At 68.3% G+C, this 16,745-nt stretch carries 16 protein-coding genes; 6 read left to right on the forward strand and 10 right to left on the reverse strand.

Annotated features, from left to right (window positions below; all coding sequences use genetic code 11):
- Positions 1-21: 21 nt before the first annotated feature.
- Positions 22-711 (reverse strand): proteobacterial dedicated sortase system response regulator, encoded by a 690-nt coding sequence (gene pdsR / locus O9280_RS01455; RefSeq protein ID WP_298337917.1) that lies wholly within the window; start codon positions 709-711, stop codon positions 22-24.
- A 138-nt stretch (positions 712-849) separates the two neighbouring features.
- Here pdsR and O9280_RS01460 point away from each other — a divergent pair, with 138 nt between their 5' ends.
- Positions 850-1,002 carry a hypothetical protein gene (locus tag O9280_RS01460; protein ID WP_298337919.1) on the forward strand — a complete coding sequence of 51 codons (153 nt, stop codon included), beginning with the start codon at positions 850-852 and terminating at the stop codon, positions 1,000-1,002.
- 165 nt (positions 1,003-1,167) lie between these two features.
- Here O9280_RS01460 and rpe read toward each other — a convergent pair whose 3' ends face one another.
- The 3 genes from rpe to O9280_RS01475 are packed head-to-tail and all read right to left on the reverse strand — an operon-like array spanning position 1,168 to position 2,594.
- Positions 1,168-1,842 carry a ribulose-phosphate 3-epimerase gene (gene rpe, locus O9280_RS01465; protein ID WP_298337922.1) on the reverse strand — a complete coding sequence of 225 codons (675 nt, stop codon included), beginning with the start codon at positions 1,840-1,842 and terminating at the stop codon, positions 1,168-1,170.
- A 49-nt stretch (positions 1,843-1,891) separates the two neighbouring features.
- Positions 1,892-2,218 carry a J domain-containing protein gene (locus tag O9280_RS01470; RefSeq protein ID WP_297865144.1) on the reverse strand — a complete coding sequence of 109 codons (327 nt, stop codon included), beginning with the start codon at positions 2,216-2,218 and terminating at the stop codon, positions 1,892-1,894.
- A 1-nt stretch (position 2,219) separates the two neighbouring features.
- Positions 2,220-2,594 carry a c-type cytochrome gene (locus O9280_RS01475; RefSeq protein ID WP_298337924.1) on the reverse strand — a complete coding sequence of 125 codons (375 nt, stop codon included), beginning with the start codon at positions 2,592-2,594 and terminating at the stop codon, positions 2,220-2,222.
- An 81-nt stretch (positions 2,595-2,675) separates the two neighbouring features.
- Between O9280_RS01475 and O9280_RS01480 the strand changes: the two genes are divergently transcribed.
- The 5 genes from O9280_RS01480 (at position 2,676) to O9280_RS01500 (ending at position 8,074) form a co-directional block, all read left to right on the forward strand.
- Complete coding sequence (locus O9280_RS01480) at positions 2,676-3,584, forward strand: phosphoribosylaminoimidazolesuccinocarboxamide synthase (RefSeq protein ID WP_298337926.1); 909 nt, start codon at positions 2,676-2,678, stop codon at positions 3,582-3,584.
- Between the two features lie 23 nt (positions 3,585-3,607).
- The gene (locus tag O9280_RS01485) at positions 3,608-4,072 is read left to right on the forward strand and encodes an Mpo1-like protein (RefSeq protein ID WP_298337928.1); all 465 of its coding nucleotides are present in this window, start codon (positions 3,608-3,610) and stop codon (positions 4,070-4,072) included.
- The gene (locus tag O9280_RS01490; RefSeq protein ID WP_298337930.1) at positions 4,069-4,959 is read left to right on the forward strand and encodes a DMT family transporter; all 891 of its coding nucleotides are present in this window, start codon (positions 4,069-4,071) and stop codon (positions 4,957-4,959) included. Before O9280_RS01485 ends, O9280_RS01490 begins: the two co-directional genes overlap by 4 nt.
- A 210-nt stretch (positions 4,960-5,169) precedes the next feature.
- A complete protein-coding gene (locus O9280_RS01495) occupies positions 5,170-6,219 on the forward strand; it encodes a TerC family protein (RefSeq protein WP_298337932.1) in 1,050 nt (349 codons plus the stop codon).
- Positions 6,220-6,283: 64 nt separating this feature from the next.
- The gene (locus tag O9280_RS01500) at positions 6,284-8,074 is read left to right on the forward strand and encodes an AbgT family transporter (protein ID WP_298337934.1); all 1,791 of its coding nucleotides are present in this window, start codon (positions 6,284-6,286) and stop codon (positions 8,072-8,074) included.
- On the opposite strand, the gene O9280_RS01505 is transcribed toward O9280_RS01500, so the two are convergent.
- The 6 genes from O9280_RS01505 to O9280_RS01530 all read right to left on the reverse strand — a co-directional run bounded on the left by O9280_RS01505 (position 8,056) and on the right by O9280_RS01530 (position 16,708).
- Entirely contained in the window at positions 8,056-8,352 is a 297-nt protein-coding gene (locus O9280_RS01505; RefSeq protein WP_298337936.1) for a calcium-binding protein, read from the reverse strand. The two genes, O9280_RS01500 and O9280_RS01505, sit on opposite strands and share 19 nt — an antisense overlap.
- A 127-nt stretch (positions 8,353-8,479) precedes the next feature.
- On the reverse strand, positions 8,480-11,044 hold the full coding sequence (locus O9280_RS01510; RefSeq protein ID WP_298337939.1) for an MMPL family transporter: 2,565 nt from the start codon (positions 11,042-11,044) through the stop codon (positions 8,480-8,482).
- A complete protein-coding gene (locus tag O9280_RS01515; protein WP_298337941.1) occupies positions 11,031-12,152 on the reverse strand; it encodes a YCF48-related protein in 1,122 nt (373 codons plus the stop codon). The genes O9280_RS01510 and O9280_RS01515 overlap by 14 nt, the downstream gene beginning before the upstream one ends.
- An 80-nt stretch (positions 12,153-12,232) precedes the next feature.
- Positions 12,233-13,600, reverse strand: a complete 1,368-nt coding sequence (locus O9280_RS01520; protein WP_298337943.1) for a DUF1329 domain-containing protein — start codon at positions 13,598-13,600, stop codon at positions 12,233-12,235.
- Positions 13,601-13,620: 20 nt separating this feature from the next.
- The gene (locus O9280_RS01525; protein ID WP_298337945.1) at positions 13,621-15,648 is read right to left on the reverse strand and encodes a DUF1302 domain-containing protein; all 2,028 of its coding nucleotides are present in this window, start codon (positions 15,646-15,648) and stop codon (positions 13,621-13,623) included.
- Between the two features lie 217 nt (positions 15,649-15,865).
- Positions 15,866-16,708: a nucleoside-diphosphate sugar epimerase gene (locus tag O9280_RS01530; RefSeq protein ID WP_298337947.1), complete on the reverse strand. Its 843-nt coding sequence runs from the start codon at positions 16,706-16,708 to the stop codon at positions 15,866-15,868.
- Between the last annotated feature and the right edge of the window lie 37 nt (positions 16,709-16,745).

Raw genomic sequence — 16,745 nt, forward strand, 5'->3', positions numbered from 1 at the left:
GCGGGGCGCGGCGGGCGCCGCTCATGGCCGCCAGCGGTAGCCGGCGCCGTGCACGGTGTCGACCTCGTCGAACGCGACGTCGAGGGCCTGGAACTTCCGGCGGATGCGCTTGATGTGCGAGGTCACCGTGGCGTCGTCGACGACGACCTGCGCCTCGCGCATCAGCTGCTCGCGGTTCTTCACGTGCCCTGGATGGCGCACCAGCGCGTGCACGATCCAGAACTCGGTGACGGTGAGCGGCACCGCTTCGCCGTTCCAGCTCACCTGCATGCGTTCGAACTCCAGCTTCAAGTCACGCAGGACGATCACCGAATCGCGCGTCGCCGGCGCGCGCAGCGCTTCGACACGACGCAGCAGCGCATGGATGCGCGCGGTGATGTGCGGCAGCGAGACGCCCTTGCTCAGGTAGTCGTCGGCCCCGAGGCGCAGGCCGGAGATCACGTCGAGCTCGGAATCGCGCGCGGTGAGGAAGAGGATCGGCAGGCTGGCCGAACGCGCGCGCAGCTCGCGGCAGAGGTCATAACCGCCTTCCAGCTCGTCGCCGAGGCCGACGTCGATCATCACGAGGTCAGGCAGCTTGGCGGCGAATGCGGCACGGGCTTCCGGCCGCGAGGCGTAGGCCGACACCGCGAAACCGTGCTTTCGCAGGGCTTCGGCGTAGTTGTCGCGGATGGCGGGTTCGTCTTCGACGATGGCGATGGCGTGGGTCATGGCGGCCAGTCTAGCGGCGCTTTCCCGGGCCGGAGGGCGCTGCCCGCGATTTGCCATGACACGTCCCAAGCCCGCCGCGAGGCGGCCGATACACGGCATATCGCACGGATGAAATGCGATTCACGGAGGATGCTACCCATGCCCAGACTGACTTTCCGAAGCGCCCCGCTGGGGCGCGAGCATCGCGTCACCGCCTCACCCCGATTCCGCGCCGAACGCGGCGCCCTCTGGCTCGGACTCGGCCTGTGTTTCGCCACCCTGTTCGTGCTGCGCGCCACCGACCCCCGCTGAAGGACCACCCTGATGAGCCTCGAGATCGAACTGCCCCCCGGCGCCGCGCTGCCCCGCGGCGCGCACTTCGGTGAACCGCCCCGCGATGCCGCGCTGGCCTTGGCGCGATTCCTCGGCCGCGTGCCGACACCGCCCAGCGATGCCGAGGTCGCCCGCCGTTGCGGCTCAGCCGCGGGCGGCGGCCACTTCGGCACGCATCTTCGCGATGACGCCGGCATAGTCCGGCGCATTGAAGATGGCCGAGCCGGCGACGAAGGTATCGGCGCCCGCGGCGGCGATGCGGCCGATGTTGTCGGCCTTGACGCCACCGTCCACTTCGAGGCGGATGGGCTTGCCGCTTGAATCGATGCGCTTGCGGATCGCCTCGATCTTGCGCAGCGCCGAATCGATGAAGCTCTGGCCGCCGAAACCGGGGTTCACGCTCATCACCAGCACGAGGTCGAGGTTGTCCAGCGTGTAGTCGAGGACCTCGAGCGGCGTGGCCGGGTTCAGCACGAGGCCAGCCTGGCAGCCGTGGGACTTGATGAGCTGGATGGTGCGGTCGACGTGGCGGCTGGCTTCGGGATGGAAGCTGATCACCGACGCGCCGGCCTTGGCGAAGTCCGGGACGATGCGGTCGACCGGCTCGACCATCAGGTGCACGTCGATCGGCGCGGTGATGCCGTGCTTGCGCAGCGCTTCGCAGACCAGCGGGCCGATGGTCAGGTTCGGCACGTAGTGGTTGTCCATCACGTCGAAGTGCACCCAGTCGGCGCCGGCCTTCAGCACGGCGTTCACCTCATCGCCGAGGCGGGCGAAGTCGGCGGAGAGGATGGACGGGGCGATGACGCAGTTCGACATGGGAGTCCCGGGGACGACGCGGAGAAGATAGGAACGGCGTGGGCGGCGCTCAGCGCTCGCGTCGCCGCTGCTGGATGAGGTCGTAGGCGCGATTGATCTCGCGCAGTTTCTCGTCGGCCTGCGATCGGAGTTCAGGCGCCACGCCTTCGAGCTTGTCCGGGTGGTACTGCGACACCAGCCGCTGCCACGCGCGGCGGATGGTCTCGTCGTCGGCACTCGGGTCGACGTCGAGCACCATGTAGGGGTCCGGCCCGCCGCGGCGGAACCAGCCGCGGTCGAAGCCCATGCCGATCAGCGCGCCGAGCACGCCACCGGCGGGGTGCCGCAGGAGCAGCCAGCCGGCGAGGAAACCGAGGATCGTGCCGTACCAGCGCATCTCAGCGCTCCGCCGGCGGGCGGAAGCCCGGCTGCGACGCATACCAGCGTGCGAGGGCCTCGATGTCGTCGGGCTGCAGCGCATTGCTGATGGCGTTCATCGCCGCTGCTTTGCGGCTGCCATCGCGGTAGGCGTTCAAGGCCAGCGCAAGGTAGGCCTCGTCTTGGCCACCAAGATGCGGCGTGCCGGGCTGGCGCGCCGTGCCGTTCTCGCCGTGGCAGGCCACGCAGAGGCCGAGCTGGGGGGGCTTCGCCGCGGCCACAGGCGACGGCGCCGTGGCCGGCGGCAGGCGCGGCGAACCGGCCGGCGGGCTGGTCTGGGCGAGGGCCGCGGCCGGAAGGCCGAGGGCGATGGCGGCGACGAGGAGCGGCTTCATGGCGGCGGATTCTAGCCTGCGGGCCGTGAGCGCCGGAGCGCGCCGCTACAATGGCGGCTTCCCCGTGCCGCCCTGCCCGCCGTGTCGACGACCCTGCACACCTCGAACCTCGCCCTGCCCCTGCGCCACCGCGGCAAGGTGCGAGACGTCTACGACCTGCCGCCGGGCCCGGACGGCCGTGGCCGCCTGCTGATGGTGGCCAGCGACCGGCTCTCGGCCTTCGACGTGGTGCTGCCCGACCCGATCCCCGGCAAAGGCGAGATGCTCTGCCAGATCTCGAACTTCTGGTTCGGCAAGACCGCCCACCTGATGCCGAACCACCTCACCGGCACCGACGTGGCCAGCGTACTGCCGCCCGGCACCGATGCCGCGCTGTACGCCAAGCGCGCGGTGGTGACGAAGGCACTGAAGCCACTCCCCGTGGAAGCCATCGCCCGCGGCTACCTGATCGGCAGCGGCTGGAAGGACTACCAGAAGACCGGCCAGGTCTGCGGCATCGCCTTGCCAACAGGCCTCAGGCAAGCAGAACGACTGCCGGAGCCGATCTTCACGCCAAGCACCAAGGCCGCCGTGGGCGACCACGACGAGAACGTGAGCTTCGATGCGGTGGTCGCCGCCATCGGCGGCGAACTCGCCGAGCGCGTCCGTGATGCCACGCTGGCGATCTACCGCTTCGCCGCGGCGTATGCGGCAGAGCGCGGCATCATCATCGCCGACACCAAGCTGGAGTTCGGCCTCGACGCCGACGGCACGCTGGTGGTGATGGACGAGATGCTCACGCCCGATTCGTCGCGCTTCTGGCCGGCGGACACGTACTCCGTCGGCACCAGCCCGCCGAGCTACGACAAGCAGTACGTGCGCGACCACCTCGAAACGCTGGACTGGAACAAGACCGCGCCCGGTCCGTCGCTGCCGGCCGAAGTGATTTCTGTCACGCGCGCCAAGTACGCCGAAGCGCTGCAGCGCCTCGCCGGAATCTCCATCGACTGAACCAGCGCCTCGAGGACACGCCCATGAGCCGCCTGCACACCCTGCTCGAGCACTACGGCCGCGACCACGAGAACGCGACGAACCAGACGATCCACCTTGTCTGCGTCCCGCTGATCCTGTGGTCGATCATCGCGATGGTGTGGACGATCCCGGTGCCCGGCACCTGGTTCCAGCCCGGCGCGTTCGCCGGCTTCCTGATGGCGATCCTCGCCGCGTGGTACTTCCGCGGCTCGCGCACGCTGGGCCTCGGCGCGGCGGTCACCTTCGTCGGTGCCGGCGCGCTGTGCTGGTTCCTCGCCAACGCCATCGGCATGCGCGGGCTGTTGATCACCGCTATCGTCGTGTTCGTCGCGGCGTGGATCGGGCAATTCATCGGCCATCGCATCGAGGGCAAGCGCCCGAGTTTCTTCACCGACCTCGTCTACCTGCTGGTCGGCCCGGCGTGGACGCTCTCGAAGCTCTACCGCCGCGTCGGCATTCCCTATTGAACGCCCTTCCTCCGCGCGACATCGGCCTGGTCGCGATCGTCTGCGTCGTCTGGGCGATCAACTTCCTCACCTCGGCCTACGCGCTGCAGGAGTTCCCGCCGCTGCTGTTCACCGGCCTGCGCATGGCGCTGCTGGCCGCGGTGCTGTGGCCTTTCCTGAAGCCTCCCGCGCCCGGGCAGTGGCCGCGCCTTCTCGGCATCAGCGTAGGCCTGGGCGTGGTGCACTTTGGCCTGAGCTTCTGGGCGCTGAAGCTGGCCGGCGACCTGTCGTCGGTAGCCATCGTGATGCAGAGCTATGTGCCGATGTCGGCGCTGCTGGCGTGGTGGCTGCTCGGTGAACGGTTCGCGTGGCGGACGGGGTTGGCCATCGCCGTGAGCTTCGCCGGCGTGCTGGTGCTCGGCTTCGACCCACTGGTGCTCGACCGTCCGGCGTCCCTGCTGCTGATGCTGTGCTCGGCGGGCTTCCTCGCCCTGGCCACCGTGATGATGCGCGGCCTGCAGGGGCAGACACCCTGGAGCCAGCAGGGCTGGCTCGCCCTGATCAGCGTCGGCCCCCTGCTCGGCCTGTCGTTCCTCGTCGAAGGGCCGCTGACGCAAAGCCTGGCCGGCGGCACCTGGATCGGCTGGAGCGGCGTGGCCTACTCGGCCTTGGTCTCGTCCCTGCTGGGGCACGGGCTCTACTACGTGCTGGTGCAGCGCCACCCGGTGGCCCAGGTCACGCCGTGGTTGTTGCTGGCTCCGGTGCTGGCCATCGGGCTCGGCGTGGCCTTCTGGGGCGACCGGCCCGGCCCGAAGCTCTGGATCGGCGGCGCGATGGTGCTGGGCGGCGTCCTGGCCATCGCCCTGCGCAGTTGGCAGAAGTCGCGGCAGACCGTCGCCCGCGCCTGATCGACCGGTAGCCGCAGGCCGCCGGCGATTCACCGTCGTTTCACGCCACGCTGACAACACTATCGCCACGACTGCGGGCCCCTCTGGTCATGCGTGATGCATGGCGATGTCGGAGTCGTTCATCGATCCACCGGCCCGCCGCACGGACGCTCCACGCCTCGCACCGAGGCCGGGCATCGATGACCCATCGACCTGCCTTCGGAGTAACTCATGGAACTGTTGACCGGCCTCTGGCTGGGTATGCCTATTTGGGTGTGGCTCGCCTTCCTCGGCGCCGTCCTCGCCATCCTCGTCTTCGATCTCGGCGTCCTGCACAAGGAAGCCCACGAGATCGGCGTCAAGGAAAGCCTGTGGATGTCGGCGCTCTACATCGGCCTGGGCCTGCTGTGGGCCGTCGCCGTGTGGTTCATCTACTACAACTACGGTGGCGACAAGGCCATCGACCCGCAGATCGCGAACCTACCCACGCCCGACGCAAAAGCCTGGGAAGCCGTCAAGCTGTACATGACCGGCTACCTCGTCGAGAAGGCGCTGGCGATGGACAACGTGTTCGTCATCTCGATGATCTTCACGTACTTCGCCGTGCCGCGCATCTACCAGCATCGCGTGCTGTTCTGGGGCATCCTCGGCGTGATCGTGCTGCGCGCGATCATGATCGGCCTCGGCGCCGCGCTGGTGATGAACTTCTCGTGGATCCTCTACGTCTTCGCAGTGATCCTGATCGCCACCGGCGTGAAGATGCTCTACGCGATCGACGACGAGCCGGACATCGCGAACAACTTCGCCCTGAACTTCCTGAAGAAGCGCATGCGCCTGACGCAGGAGCTGCACGGCGAGAAGTTCTTCGTGAAGCAGCCCGACACGACGACCGGCAAGCTGATGTGGTTCGCCACCCCGCTGTTCCTCTGCCTCGTGCTGGTCGAGATCGCCGACGTGGTGTTCGCGATCGACTCGGTGCCGGCGATCTTCGCGATCACCCCGGACCCGTTCATCGTCTACACCTCGAACATCTTCGCGATCCTCGGCCTGCGCGCCCTGTACTTCGCGCTGGCGGCGATGGTCCATCGCTTCCACTACCTGAAGTACGCGCTGGCCTTCGTGCTGATCTTCATCGGCGGCAAGATCTTCCTCGGCGACTGGCTGTTCGACGGCAAGGTGCCGGCCGAGATCAGCCTCGGCGTCACCTTCGGCCTGCTGTTCGGCGGCGTCGTCTACTCGCTGTGGAAGTCGCGCGACCAGGCGCCCACCCCGCAAGCCTGAGCCCGGCCCAGCGCCCTCGAGAAGCCCGCATCCGTGCGGGCTTCTTTTTGACACGGAGTTCCCCATGAACACCCTCGACCCCACGATCCCGGTCCGACGCCGCGGCGTGCTCGACTGGATCGAATGGCTCGGCAACAAGCTGCCCGAGCCGGCCCTGCTGTTCGCCCTGCTCGCCTTCGTCGTGGTGCTGCTCTCGGCGCTCGGTTCGGCGCTGGAGTGGCAGGTGCAGCCGGTGAAGCCGGTGCTGGAGACGCAGGCCGTGCTGCAGGCCGACGGCAGCACGCTGCAGCAGCCGGTGCTCGACGCGAGCGGCCGCCCCGTTCTGGACCTCGTCGCCAGCGGCGCGCCGATCCAGCCGCGCTCGCTGCTCACCGCCGACGGCATCTACTGGATGCTGTCCTCGGCGCTGCGCAACTTCGCGCAGATGCCCGCGCTGCCGCTGATCTTTGTGGCCATGCTGGGCATCGGCCTCGCGGAGAAGTTCGGCTTCTTCTCGGCGCTGATGCGCAGCCTCGCCCTGCTGACGCCGAAGCGGCTGCTCACGCCGGCGGTCGTGATGCTGGGCGCCACGGCCTCGGTGGCTTCCGACGCGGGCTACATCATCCTGCCGCCGCTGGCGGCGGCGCTCTACCTCGCGGTCGGCCGGCACCCCATCGCCGGCATGGCCGCGGCCTTCGCCGGCGTGGCCGGAGGCTTTGGCGCTGGCTTCTTCCCCAACGGCAGCGACGGTGTGCTGACCGGCTTCGCGCAGGATGCAGCGCGGGTGATCGACCCGGACTACTCCGTGTCGATCCTGCACAACTACTTCTTCAAGGTCGGCTCGGTGTTCACGGTGATGGCCGCCGGCTGGTTCGTCACCGACGTGATCGTCGAGCCGCGGCTCGAACGCCAGCATCCCGGCGACAAGGTCGGCGCCGCCGACGACACGGCGGCCTCGATGGCGCTCTCGCCCACCGAGCGTCGCGGCCTGAAGATGGCGCTGGCGGCGGTGGTGGTCGGCCTCGGCCTGCTGGCGACGGCGGTGCTGGTGCCGGGCATGCCCCTGCACGGCGACGGCAAGCCCACGCTGCCGAATGGGCGCGCCCTCACGCAGACCTCGGTGCAAGTGCTGCCGGCCGGCGTCGACGCCCCCGCCGATGCAGTGGTGCTCGCCACCGAGCCGCTCACCGTCATCGCGGAAGGCGCGCCGCGTCTCGTCGAGTCGCCGGGCCCGCGCTGGTCGCACGTGATCGTGCCGGTGATCGTCATCCTGTTCCTGCTGCCCGGCCTCGCCTACGGCGTCGCCACCGGCACGCTGCGCGGCCAGCAGGACCTCGCCGACGCCTTGAACCACGGCATCCGAAGCATCGTCCCGGTGCTGGTGATGCTGTTCTTCCTCGCCCAGTTCGTAGCCTACATGGGCTACAGCGGCCTCGACCGCATGCTCGCCTACGCCGGTGGCAGCCTGCTGTTCAACGCCGACCTGCCGATCCCGCTGCTGGTCGTCGCCTTCGTGCTGGTGGTGGTGTTCGGCGATTTCGCGATGAGCGGCATGCTGAGCAAGTTCGGCGTGCTCGCACCGATCTTCATCCCGATGTTCATGATCGTCGGCATGAGCCCGGAGCTCACGACGGCGGCCTACCGCATCGGCGATTCGGTGGTGAACATCGTGACGCCGCTCAACAGCTACCTGCTGATCATCCTCGCGGTGTTCCAGAAGTACCGTCCGAAAGCCGGCCTCGGCACGCTGATCGCGCTCATGGTGCCGTACTCGATCGTCATCGGCCTGGTATGGACGGCGATGCTGGTGGCGTGGGTGCTCACCGGTGCGCCGCTGGGGCCGGAGTCGCCGCTCTACTACGTGCCGGGGGGGTAACGGCCGAACGCCGCACCCCAGTCCCGCATCGCCTGAATGGTCGACGGATCGGCATCAATCGCTTCGACTTGCTCGAACGAAAGAATCACGCGTTTTGCATCGCCGCTGAGGCAGCGAAGCTTGATCGCTCCATACTGGGCCTCCAGTCCTGACACCACCACGACCGCCGCACCGACCTCGTCGGCGCGGCGGGCATGGAAGGGGAAGCGCATGTCCGCCGTCAGGCGTTGCCACCATCCACGCAACGCGTCATCGCGATCCTGGTCCTGGTAAGCCATGGCGCTCGCAACACTCCTTTCGTTCCGCACGGCGGTCTTTCGCGAAGTGACAAAGGGGCCTCGCGGCCCCTTCGTCTTTGCATCGACCCGCCTCGCGGCGGGCTTTGGCCCCGGGTAGCGCCGCGGCTTACGCCGGCGGCTTCCAGGTGTCCTTCTCGGTCGGGCGCAGCAGGAAACGGCACAGCGCCGGCAGGAAGACGATGGCGGCCACCATGTTCACCACGAACAGGAAGGTCAGCATCAGGCCCATGTCGGCCTGGAACTTCAGGTCGGAGAGGATCCACGTGGCCACGCCCACCGCCAGCGTCAGCGCGGTGTAGAAGATCGCGATGCCGGTGGTCTTCAGCGCGATGAAGTAGCTCTCCGACAGCGTCTTGCCCGACAGCATGGCCTCGCGCATGCGAGCGAAGATGTAGATCGCGTAGTCCACGCCGATGCCGACGCCGAGGGCCACCACGGTGAGCGTGTTGACCTTCATGCCGATGTCCAGCTCCACCATCAGCGAGTGGCCGAGTTCGGTCACCAGGATCAGCGGCAGCACGATGCAGGCGGCGGCGAGCGGGTTCTTGAAGCTCAGCAGGCACATCACGAACACCGCGGCGTACAGCAGCCACAGCATGATGTGCTCCTGCTCGCGCACTTCGTCGTTGATCGCCGCCATCACGCCGACGTTGCCGGTGCCGATGCGCGGGTTGACGACGTTGAGCGCCGGCGCCGACGGGTCGCTCATCGCGGCCATGTGCGCCTCGGCGAGCTTCTCGCGGATGCCGGTGCGGTCGAGGTCCGGGATCGCGGCGTCCTCGGCGAGGCCGAGCACGGTGCGGATGCCGGCCACGTTCTCCGCCTCGGCCTCGCGGAAGTCCTTGATGGCCTTCACCACGCGGTCGATGGTCGTGGCCTTGTGGTCGGTGAGGAACACCGACACCGGCATCACCGAGCAGTCGGCATTGAGCAGGCCGGTGTCGGTCTCGAAGCTCTGCGTGGCCGTGCGGAGGTTGTCCGGCACGCGCGGCAGCTCGCGCCAGCGCACGTTGCCTTCGTTCCAGCCTGCATTGGCGATCTTCGCGGCCATGGGCAGGCTGATCACCTGCTGCACGCCCTCGACATTGGCGAGGTGCCACGAGAGGCGGTCGATGACCTCCATCACGCGGTAGTTGGTGCAGGCATCCGGGCTGGTCTCGACGATCACGTTGATGGTGTCGATGCCGAGCGCGAAGCGCTGGGTGATCTGCGCGGCGTCCTGGTTGAAGCGCGATTCCGGGCGCAGTTCGGCCACGCCGGATTCGGCGTCGCCAATCATCACGTTGTCACCGTGGGCTTCGGCGAAGAACCAGATCGCCACGCCGGCCACGACGACAATCGCCGCCGGCCCGGGCTTCGAAAGCCGCGAGAGCACCGCCCAGACCTTGTCGAACTGGGTGAGCTGGCGGAGGCGGAACTCGCGCTTCTTCTCCATGTTGCGGAGCGTGGTGTAGCTCAGCAGCACCGGCAGCAGCACGAGGTTGGTGAGCACCGTCAGGCCGACGCCGACGGTCGCCGTGATGGCGAGCTCGCGCACCATCTGGATCTCGATCAGCATGATCGTGGCGAAGCCGATGCAGCCCGCCGCCAGCGCGACGGTGCCCGGGATCAGCAGCATGCGGAAGCTGGCCTTCGCGGCCTCGAGCGGCGAAATGCCATGGCGCTGGCGCAGCTCCTCGGGGCTGCCGTCCTCCATGCCGCCGAAGAAGATCTCGCCGCGGAAGCGGTTGATCATCTGTTCGCCGTGGCTGACCGCGATCGCGAAGATCAGGAACGGCGTGAGCATGTTCATCGGGTCGATGCCGTAGCCCAGCAGGCGCAGCGCGCCGAGCATCCAGATCACCGCCACGAACGAGGCGAACACCGTCAGCGTCGCGAGCTTCGCCGAGGTCGAGTAGATGAACAGCAGCAGCCAGGTGAAGGCGATGGTGATCGCGAAGAAGATCACCACCGAGGCGGCGCCGTCGGCGATGTCGTCCACCATCTTGGCGAAGCCGATGATGTGCACCGAGTACTGGTCGTTCTCGTACTTGGCGCGGATGCCCTCCAGCTGGTCGCCGATGACTTGGTAGTCGAGCTTGCCGCCCGGCGCCTGGTCTTCGGGGATCAGCTCGGCCCACACCATCGTCGCCGACCAGTCGCGGGCGACGAGGCGGCCTAGGATGTTGGCCTTCACGATGTTGCCGCGGATGCGGTCGAAGTCTTCCGGCGCGGCGGTGTAGCCCTCGACGTTCGGCGAGAAGGTGTCGGGGATGACGTTGCCGCCGGCGAAGCCGTCCTCGACCACTTCGACGAATCGGGTGTTCGGCGTGAACAGCGAGCGCACGCGCGCGTCGTCCGTCGCCTCCATCGCCATCACGTCCTTGGTCACGTTCTCCAAGGTCGCCATGTACTGCTGGTCGAAGATGTCGCCGTCCTTCGCGACCACCGCCACCAGCACGCGGTTGGCGCCGCCGAACTCCGCCATGTACTCGACGAAGGTCGACATGTACGGGTGTTCGCGCGGGATCTGCTTCATGAAGCCCGCATCGACGCGCAGCTGGCTGGCGAAGAACGCCATCGCCACCGTCACGATGGCGAAGAACACCATCACGATCCCGCGGTTGTTGAAGATCACGCGCTCCAGCGCGCGGTGGAAGGCGCTGTCGCCCGAGGAATTACCGAGCGCCATGGCGGTCCGCTCCCTTGTCGCCGATCAGGATGAGACCGCCCGCGGCATCGGGGATGGCACCCGAGAGGACCGGCGTTTCGCCGTCCGCGTTCTGGAAGGTGGTGCGTTCGAACGGCGAAGCGCCGTCCGCACGCTGCAGGATGGTGCCTTCGTTGCCAACCAGCACCGCGCCGCCACCGGGCAGCGCCGTGCCGCCCATCAGGGCGACTTCGGTGCCGGTGTCGAGGCGGCTCCAGCTGTCGCCGCCGTCGGTGGATTCGTAGACGTTGCCGCGCAGGCCGAAGGCCAGCACGTGGCCCGCGTCCCAGGCGACGACGCCGAACATGGAGCCCTCGTAGGGGAATCCGAGCCGCTGCCAGGTGTCGCCGTTGTCGCGCGAGCGAAACATCGCGCCACGCTCGCCGGCGAGGTAGAGGGTGCCGGCGGCATCGCGGCCGATGGCGTTGAGGTGCGGGTCCACTTCATCCTCGAGGACGAGGTCGCCGGCGAGCAGCACGCCGCTGTCGTCCATGCCCATGCCCTCGTCGGCCGGCGCTGTGTCCTCCGCCGGGGCGGTCTCGGCGGCCGGGACCTCGCCTTTCAACGAGAGCGCCACCCATGTCTGGCCGCCATCGGTGGTGCGCAGCAGGGTGCTGAAGGCGCCGACCGCGAAGCCGGTGCTGGCGTCGACGAAGAGCAGGTCGAGGATCGGCGCGCCCTGCGAAGGCTCGAAGCTTTCGGGATTCCAGATGTCGATCCGCTGCCGCGCCCAGGTGTCGCCGTTGTCGCTCGAGCGCAGGATCACGCCGGAGTGGCCGGCCACCCACAGCTCGCCGTCGGCACTGGCCACGCTGGTGAGGGCCACGCGCGTCGGCGTGCTGAGCTGGGTCCAGTGCCCGGCGTCGTCGCCGCGCAGCACGATGCCGTGTTCACCAACGGCGAACAGGCCCGCGCTAGTCCGGGCCAGGTCGAGCAGCAGGGCCTTCGTCGCCAAGGGCAGGAGTTCGGAAGGCTGCACCGAGGGATCGGTGGGCGGCGGGTCTTGGGCCGTCGCTGCGCTCGCCCACGCCAGGGTGGCGCCCAGGGCGAGGACGAGCGGCGTCCGGGATCGCGCGAGATTCAAAGACATGGAACCCTCAAGAAAAACGGGCGGCGCCGTGAAGCGCCGCCCGCGGAGAATACGCGCCACGTCGACCGTGGCGCGACGGATCAGCGGACGCCCGCGGCGCGCAGGTTCTGCGGCGAGAAGTCCGCCGGCGTGGCCTGATAGCCGAAGTCGTAGGGCTTGTCCTCTTCGTTGTCCAGCAGGCCCGCGAGGTAGCGACCCGACTTCAGGTCGTAGTGCGCTTCGATGGTCGACCAGAACGTCGGCACTTCGTAGTAGTTGATCGACGGGGCCTCCGACACGCGCCAGATCGCACCCTGGCCGTCGTAGTGGTCGATCGCGAGGATCTGGTAGCTGTCCTCGTCGAGGTAGAAGGTGCGGCGGCTGTTGATGTGACGCGCACCGGCCTTCAGCTTGGCCTCGACCACCCACACGCGATGCAGCTCGTAGCGCATGAAGTCGGGGTTCAGATGGCCCGGGCGGACCAGATCGGCGACCTTCGTGTTGTTGCTGTGCGCCTTGTAGGAGTTGTACGGGACGTACATCTCCCTCTTGCCGACCATCGTCCAGTCGAAGCGGTCCATCGCGCCGTTGAACATGTCGGTCATGTCGTTCGTCGACAGGCCGTCGGAGGCGGTGGCCGGGTTGTCGTAGGCGACGTTCGGGGCGCGGCGCACGCGGCGCTGGCCGGGGTTGTAGATCCACGCCTGACGCGGTGCCACCGAGTTGTTCAGGGTTTCATGGACCAGCAGCACCTGACCGGCGAGACGCGCCGGGCCGAGCACGTCCTGCAGGAAGTACAGCAGGATGTTGTTGATGTTCTCCGAGGTGTTGCCGGGCTTGTAGTACAGGCCCAGCAGGCGTTCCTGCAGACGGATCATCGTGTACTGGCCGCCCGGCGTCGGCGCGACGCGGTTGGCCCAGCGACGGCCGGAGACGCCCTTGTACTTCAGCTTGTGGTTCCAGATCAGCTCGTAGGCGTTCTGCGGCACCGGGAACGGGAAGCCCTCGGCGCAGTTCTGGATGCCTTCGCCGTTGGCGACCAGACGGCAGCGGGTCGCGTTGGTCTTGGTGAAGTCATAGGTGCGCTGCGGGAACGCGGCCGAACGGCGCGTCGGGTAGACGTCCATGCGGAAGGTCGGGTAGCGCGTGAACATGGCCTTCTGGCCGGCCGTCAGGTTGTTGCCGTACTGGCCGACGTTGGCGCGCGTGATCTGGAACTTCGGACGGTCCGCCGCGAACGGATCCGGGTGGAACATGCCGTTGCGGTAACCCGCCGGCGGACGGGTGATGCCGCCTTCCCAGGCCGGGATGGTGCCGGCGGCATTGGCCGCCTTCTCGGCACCGACCGGGGTCAGCGTCTGGCCGAGCTGGGCGGCTTTCGCCGCATCCACCGCGGCGTTGGCGACGCTGGCCGACAGGGCCAGCGCGCCGAGGGTGGCTGCGAGTGCAGCCTTGGTGGTCAATTTCATGCTGTTCCCTCCCAGGAGCATCAGAACGAGTAACGGACGCTGGCGGACGCGAAATCGCGGTCGGCGATCTGGTTGTAGATACCGCCGCCCGAGAACGACGTGTAGGACAGGTCGAAGATCCACGAGTTCAAGTAGTTGAACTCGGCACCCAACGTGAGCGACTTGCGGCCTTCGAGGAAGTTGCCGCCCGGACCCGGCGAGATGCCATCGACGTCATGGTTGTACGCGAGGCGCGGCGAGAAGGTGAACGCGGTGCCGAGGAAGCTGTTGTAGTCGGCGCGCGCCGCGAGGCGGTAGCCCCAAGAGAACTTCGTCGGGAAGCCGCCGGTGAGCGTCTGCGGATTGCGGGCGCAACCGGCAAGCGCCGGATTGAACACCGCCGGCAGGCCACCGGCAAGCGCCGCACGGACGGCCGCGACATCGCAGCCGCCACCGGTGTCGGTGCCTTCGCCTTCGTAGCGGACATTGCCGTCGAGGTCGACGTCGGTCCAGCCCACTTCGGCCACCGTCGAGATCTGGTCGGCGCCCAGCACCTGGCCGAAGACCTTGGTGAAGGTCATCTGCACCTGGGTCTGCGCGTGCTCGCGCCAGCCGCGGATTTCCTGGCCGAGCGCTGCCGTGCCGAGCTGGCTGCGGAACTCATAGGCCGGCGGGGCGCCCTGCGCGCGGATGAAGGTGTTGAGCGGCGTGAGCGCGGCGAACAGCAGCTCGACGTCGTCCATCTGGATCGGCGCGTTCGGGCGGTAGCTCACTTCACCCTGGAAGGCGATGCCGGCCGGGAGGTTGGTGTTCCAGCTCATGCCGTACAGCTGGATGTCTTCCGGGTACTCCACGAAGAAGCGGCCGGTGTTGGCCGACGTGCCAGTGACCGCGCGGCCCGAGAGCAGCGGCAGGCGGCTGTGGTAGTTCATGAAGTAGAAACCGAATTCGGTTTCGTTGAAGTTCTCGGCGTACCAACGGACCGCGCCGCCGTACTGGCCGTCGTCGCGCGCGTTGCGGTTCGGCAGGCGGGCCACGGCGCCACCGCAGCCGATGCCGGCGATGGTGGCGTTGGACACGCCCGGCGGCAGGCCGGTGAAGTTGAGATCGGTGTTGAGCGGGCCGGTCGGACCACCGAAGCAGGTCGCGAAGAAGCGCTCCGGGTTGTTGACCGGCTGCGGCACGGTGCCGAAGCCGAGCATCACGTAGGTGCCACCCGGGGTCGCGAAGTCGTTCGCGCTGAAGTAGGTGCCGGCCGCGTCGACTTCGATCTCTTCGAACTCGAAGAGGTAGAAGCCTTCAATCGCGACGTTCTGTGTCAGGTTGAACGAGCCGTAGATCGCATCGACCGGCAGGAAGGCTTCCTTCAGCTCGGCGCCGGCGACGCGGAGCGCCGAGAGGTCGACCGGGTTGACGGAGTTGATGCCGTTCTGGATGAAGGTGCTCTCACCCCAGCTGATCACCTGGCGGCCGAGGCGCCACGTGCCGCTCTGCTCGCCGATGCTGAAGTCGCGGTAGATGAAGGCGTCCAGCAGGCGGAAGCGCTCGCCGATGCGGTCCTTGGCCTCGGACGTGAGGTCGGCGCGGTCGGCGTTTTCGAAGTCGTAGAAGTACGTGGCGCGGGTGAAGGCACCCCAGTTGCGCCAGCCGAGCTTCATCTCGGACGTGATCTTGAAGGTGTTGGCGATCGCGTCGCCCTTGTCGTACTTCAGGTTGCCGTCGTCACGGTTGACCGAGAAGCGACCCCGCGCGGCGATCTGCGCGGCCGAACCCGGGAAGCCCGAGGCGCAGGCCGGGAACGGATTGGTCGGCGACGGGGCCGGCAGCGGAATGATGGCTTGGTTCTGGGCGCAGATCAGCGGGTTGAACTGGCCCTTGCCGATCAGGTTCGGGTCCTGGTCCTCCGTGCGCCACGAGTAACCATAGGAGATGGTGGTGTCGACGGTGCCGGTGAATTCACCGCTGCCGAATTCGAAGGCCTGGGCCGTCGGGGCCATCAGCGCCAGGCCGACGGCGGCGGCCAGCGGGGCGAGCGCGATGCCGCCGCGCAGGTGGGTTTTGGACTTCATCAGGACTTCCTCGGGACAGGATCAACGACAGGACAACCCCCGGGGCCTCCGGGGAGAGGGCTCGATCCCTCGAACCGGGGCGCGCGATAGGCTCGCGGCGCCCTAGATCAAAAGCTCGAAAGTGACGACGAGCCCATATTAAGAGTCCGTTAGGAAAAGGCAATGCTCCGGCGTATGGCGGACGCGCTGCGTCGCAACATGCCGGCACCCCCGCCGTTCACAGGGGAAAGTCGGCCGCCGAGGGCGCGAAGCCGCGCGGCGCCCAGCCCAAGGCCTCCCGGGCCGGGCGGTCTTCGAACACCAGGTCGTCCGCGAGGCGCGAGGCCCAGCCCCCCAGCCTCGCATCGACCCGGCCGGCCCACGCCAGCATCGGCCATGGCACAGGCCACGGCCGGCAGCCCGGGGCGCCCGCGGCCACGCTGCGACGCAGCATCTCGCCGAAGGCCACACGCTCCCCGCCCGGCAGGTCGAAGGCGCCAGAGGCATGGCGATCGACCGCCAGCGCGGCCAGCGCGGCGTCGGCGAGATCGAGCGCATGCACAGGCTGGCGCAGCCCGGGCGCTCCCATCGGCAGGGGCAGCAAAGGCCAACGCCGGGCCAAACGGACGACGCGGCTCACGGTGGCGTCCCGGCCCATGCCCCAGACCAGGGTGGGTCGCAGCACGGTGCAGGGGGTCCCGCTCTGCCGGCAAGCCGCGAACAGCGCGGCTTCGGCCTCGACGAGGCGGGCGGCGACGTCGCGCTCGGCGGCATCGGGCGATCGCCCCTTGACGTGCAGGCTGGTCGAACCGAAGGCGACGATGCGGCCGGCACGCACGCGCCCCGAGGCCACGGCGCGGGCGAACGCGTCCAGCGGCCCGAGGCTGAGGGCCGCCTCGAAGCTGTGCGGCTCGTCGAAGCTGTCGAGGCCACTGGCCCGCCATTCGACAGGCCCCTCGCCTGCCCCCGGCTCGCGCGCCTGCCGCGAGACCGCGAGCACCGGCAACGGCAGGCCGCGGCGGCATAGGGCATCACCGATTTGGCCACTGAGGCCGAAGACGAGAAGCGGCGGACGACGCACGGCGGGGCCTCGGAGAACGACGGCGAGGATGCCATGC

Origin of the sequence: Silanimonas sp., from assembly GCF_027531545.1 — a bacterium.
Lineage (GTDB): Bacteria > Pseudomonadota > Gammaproteobacteria > Xanthomonadales > Xanthomonadaceae > Silanimonas.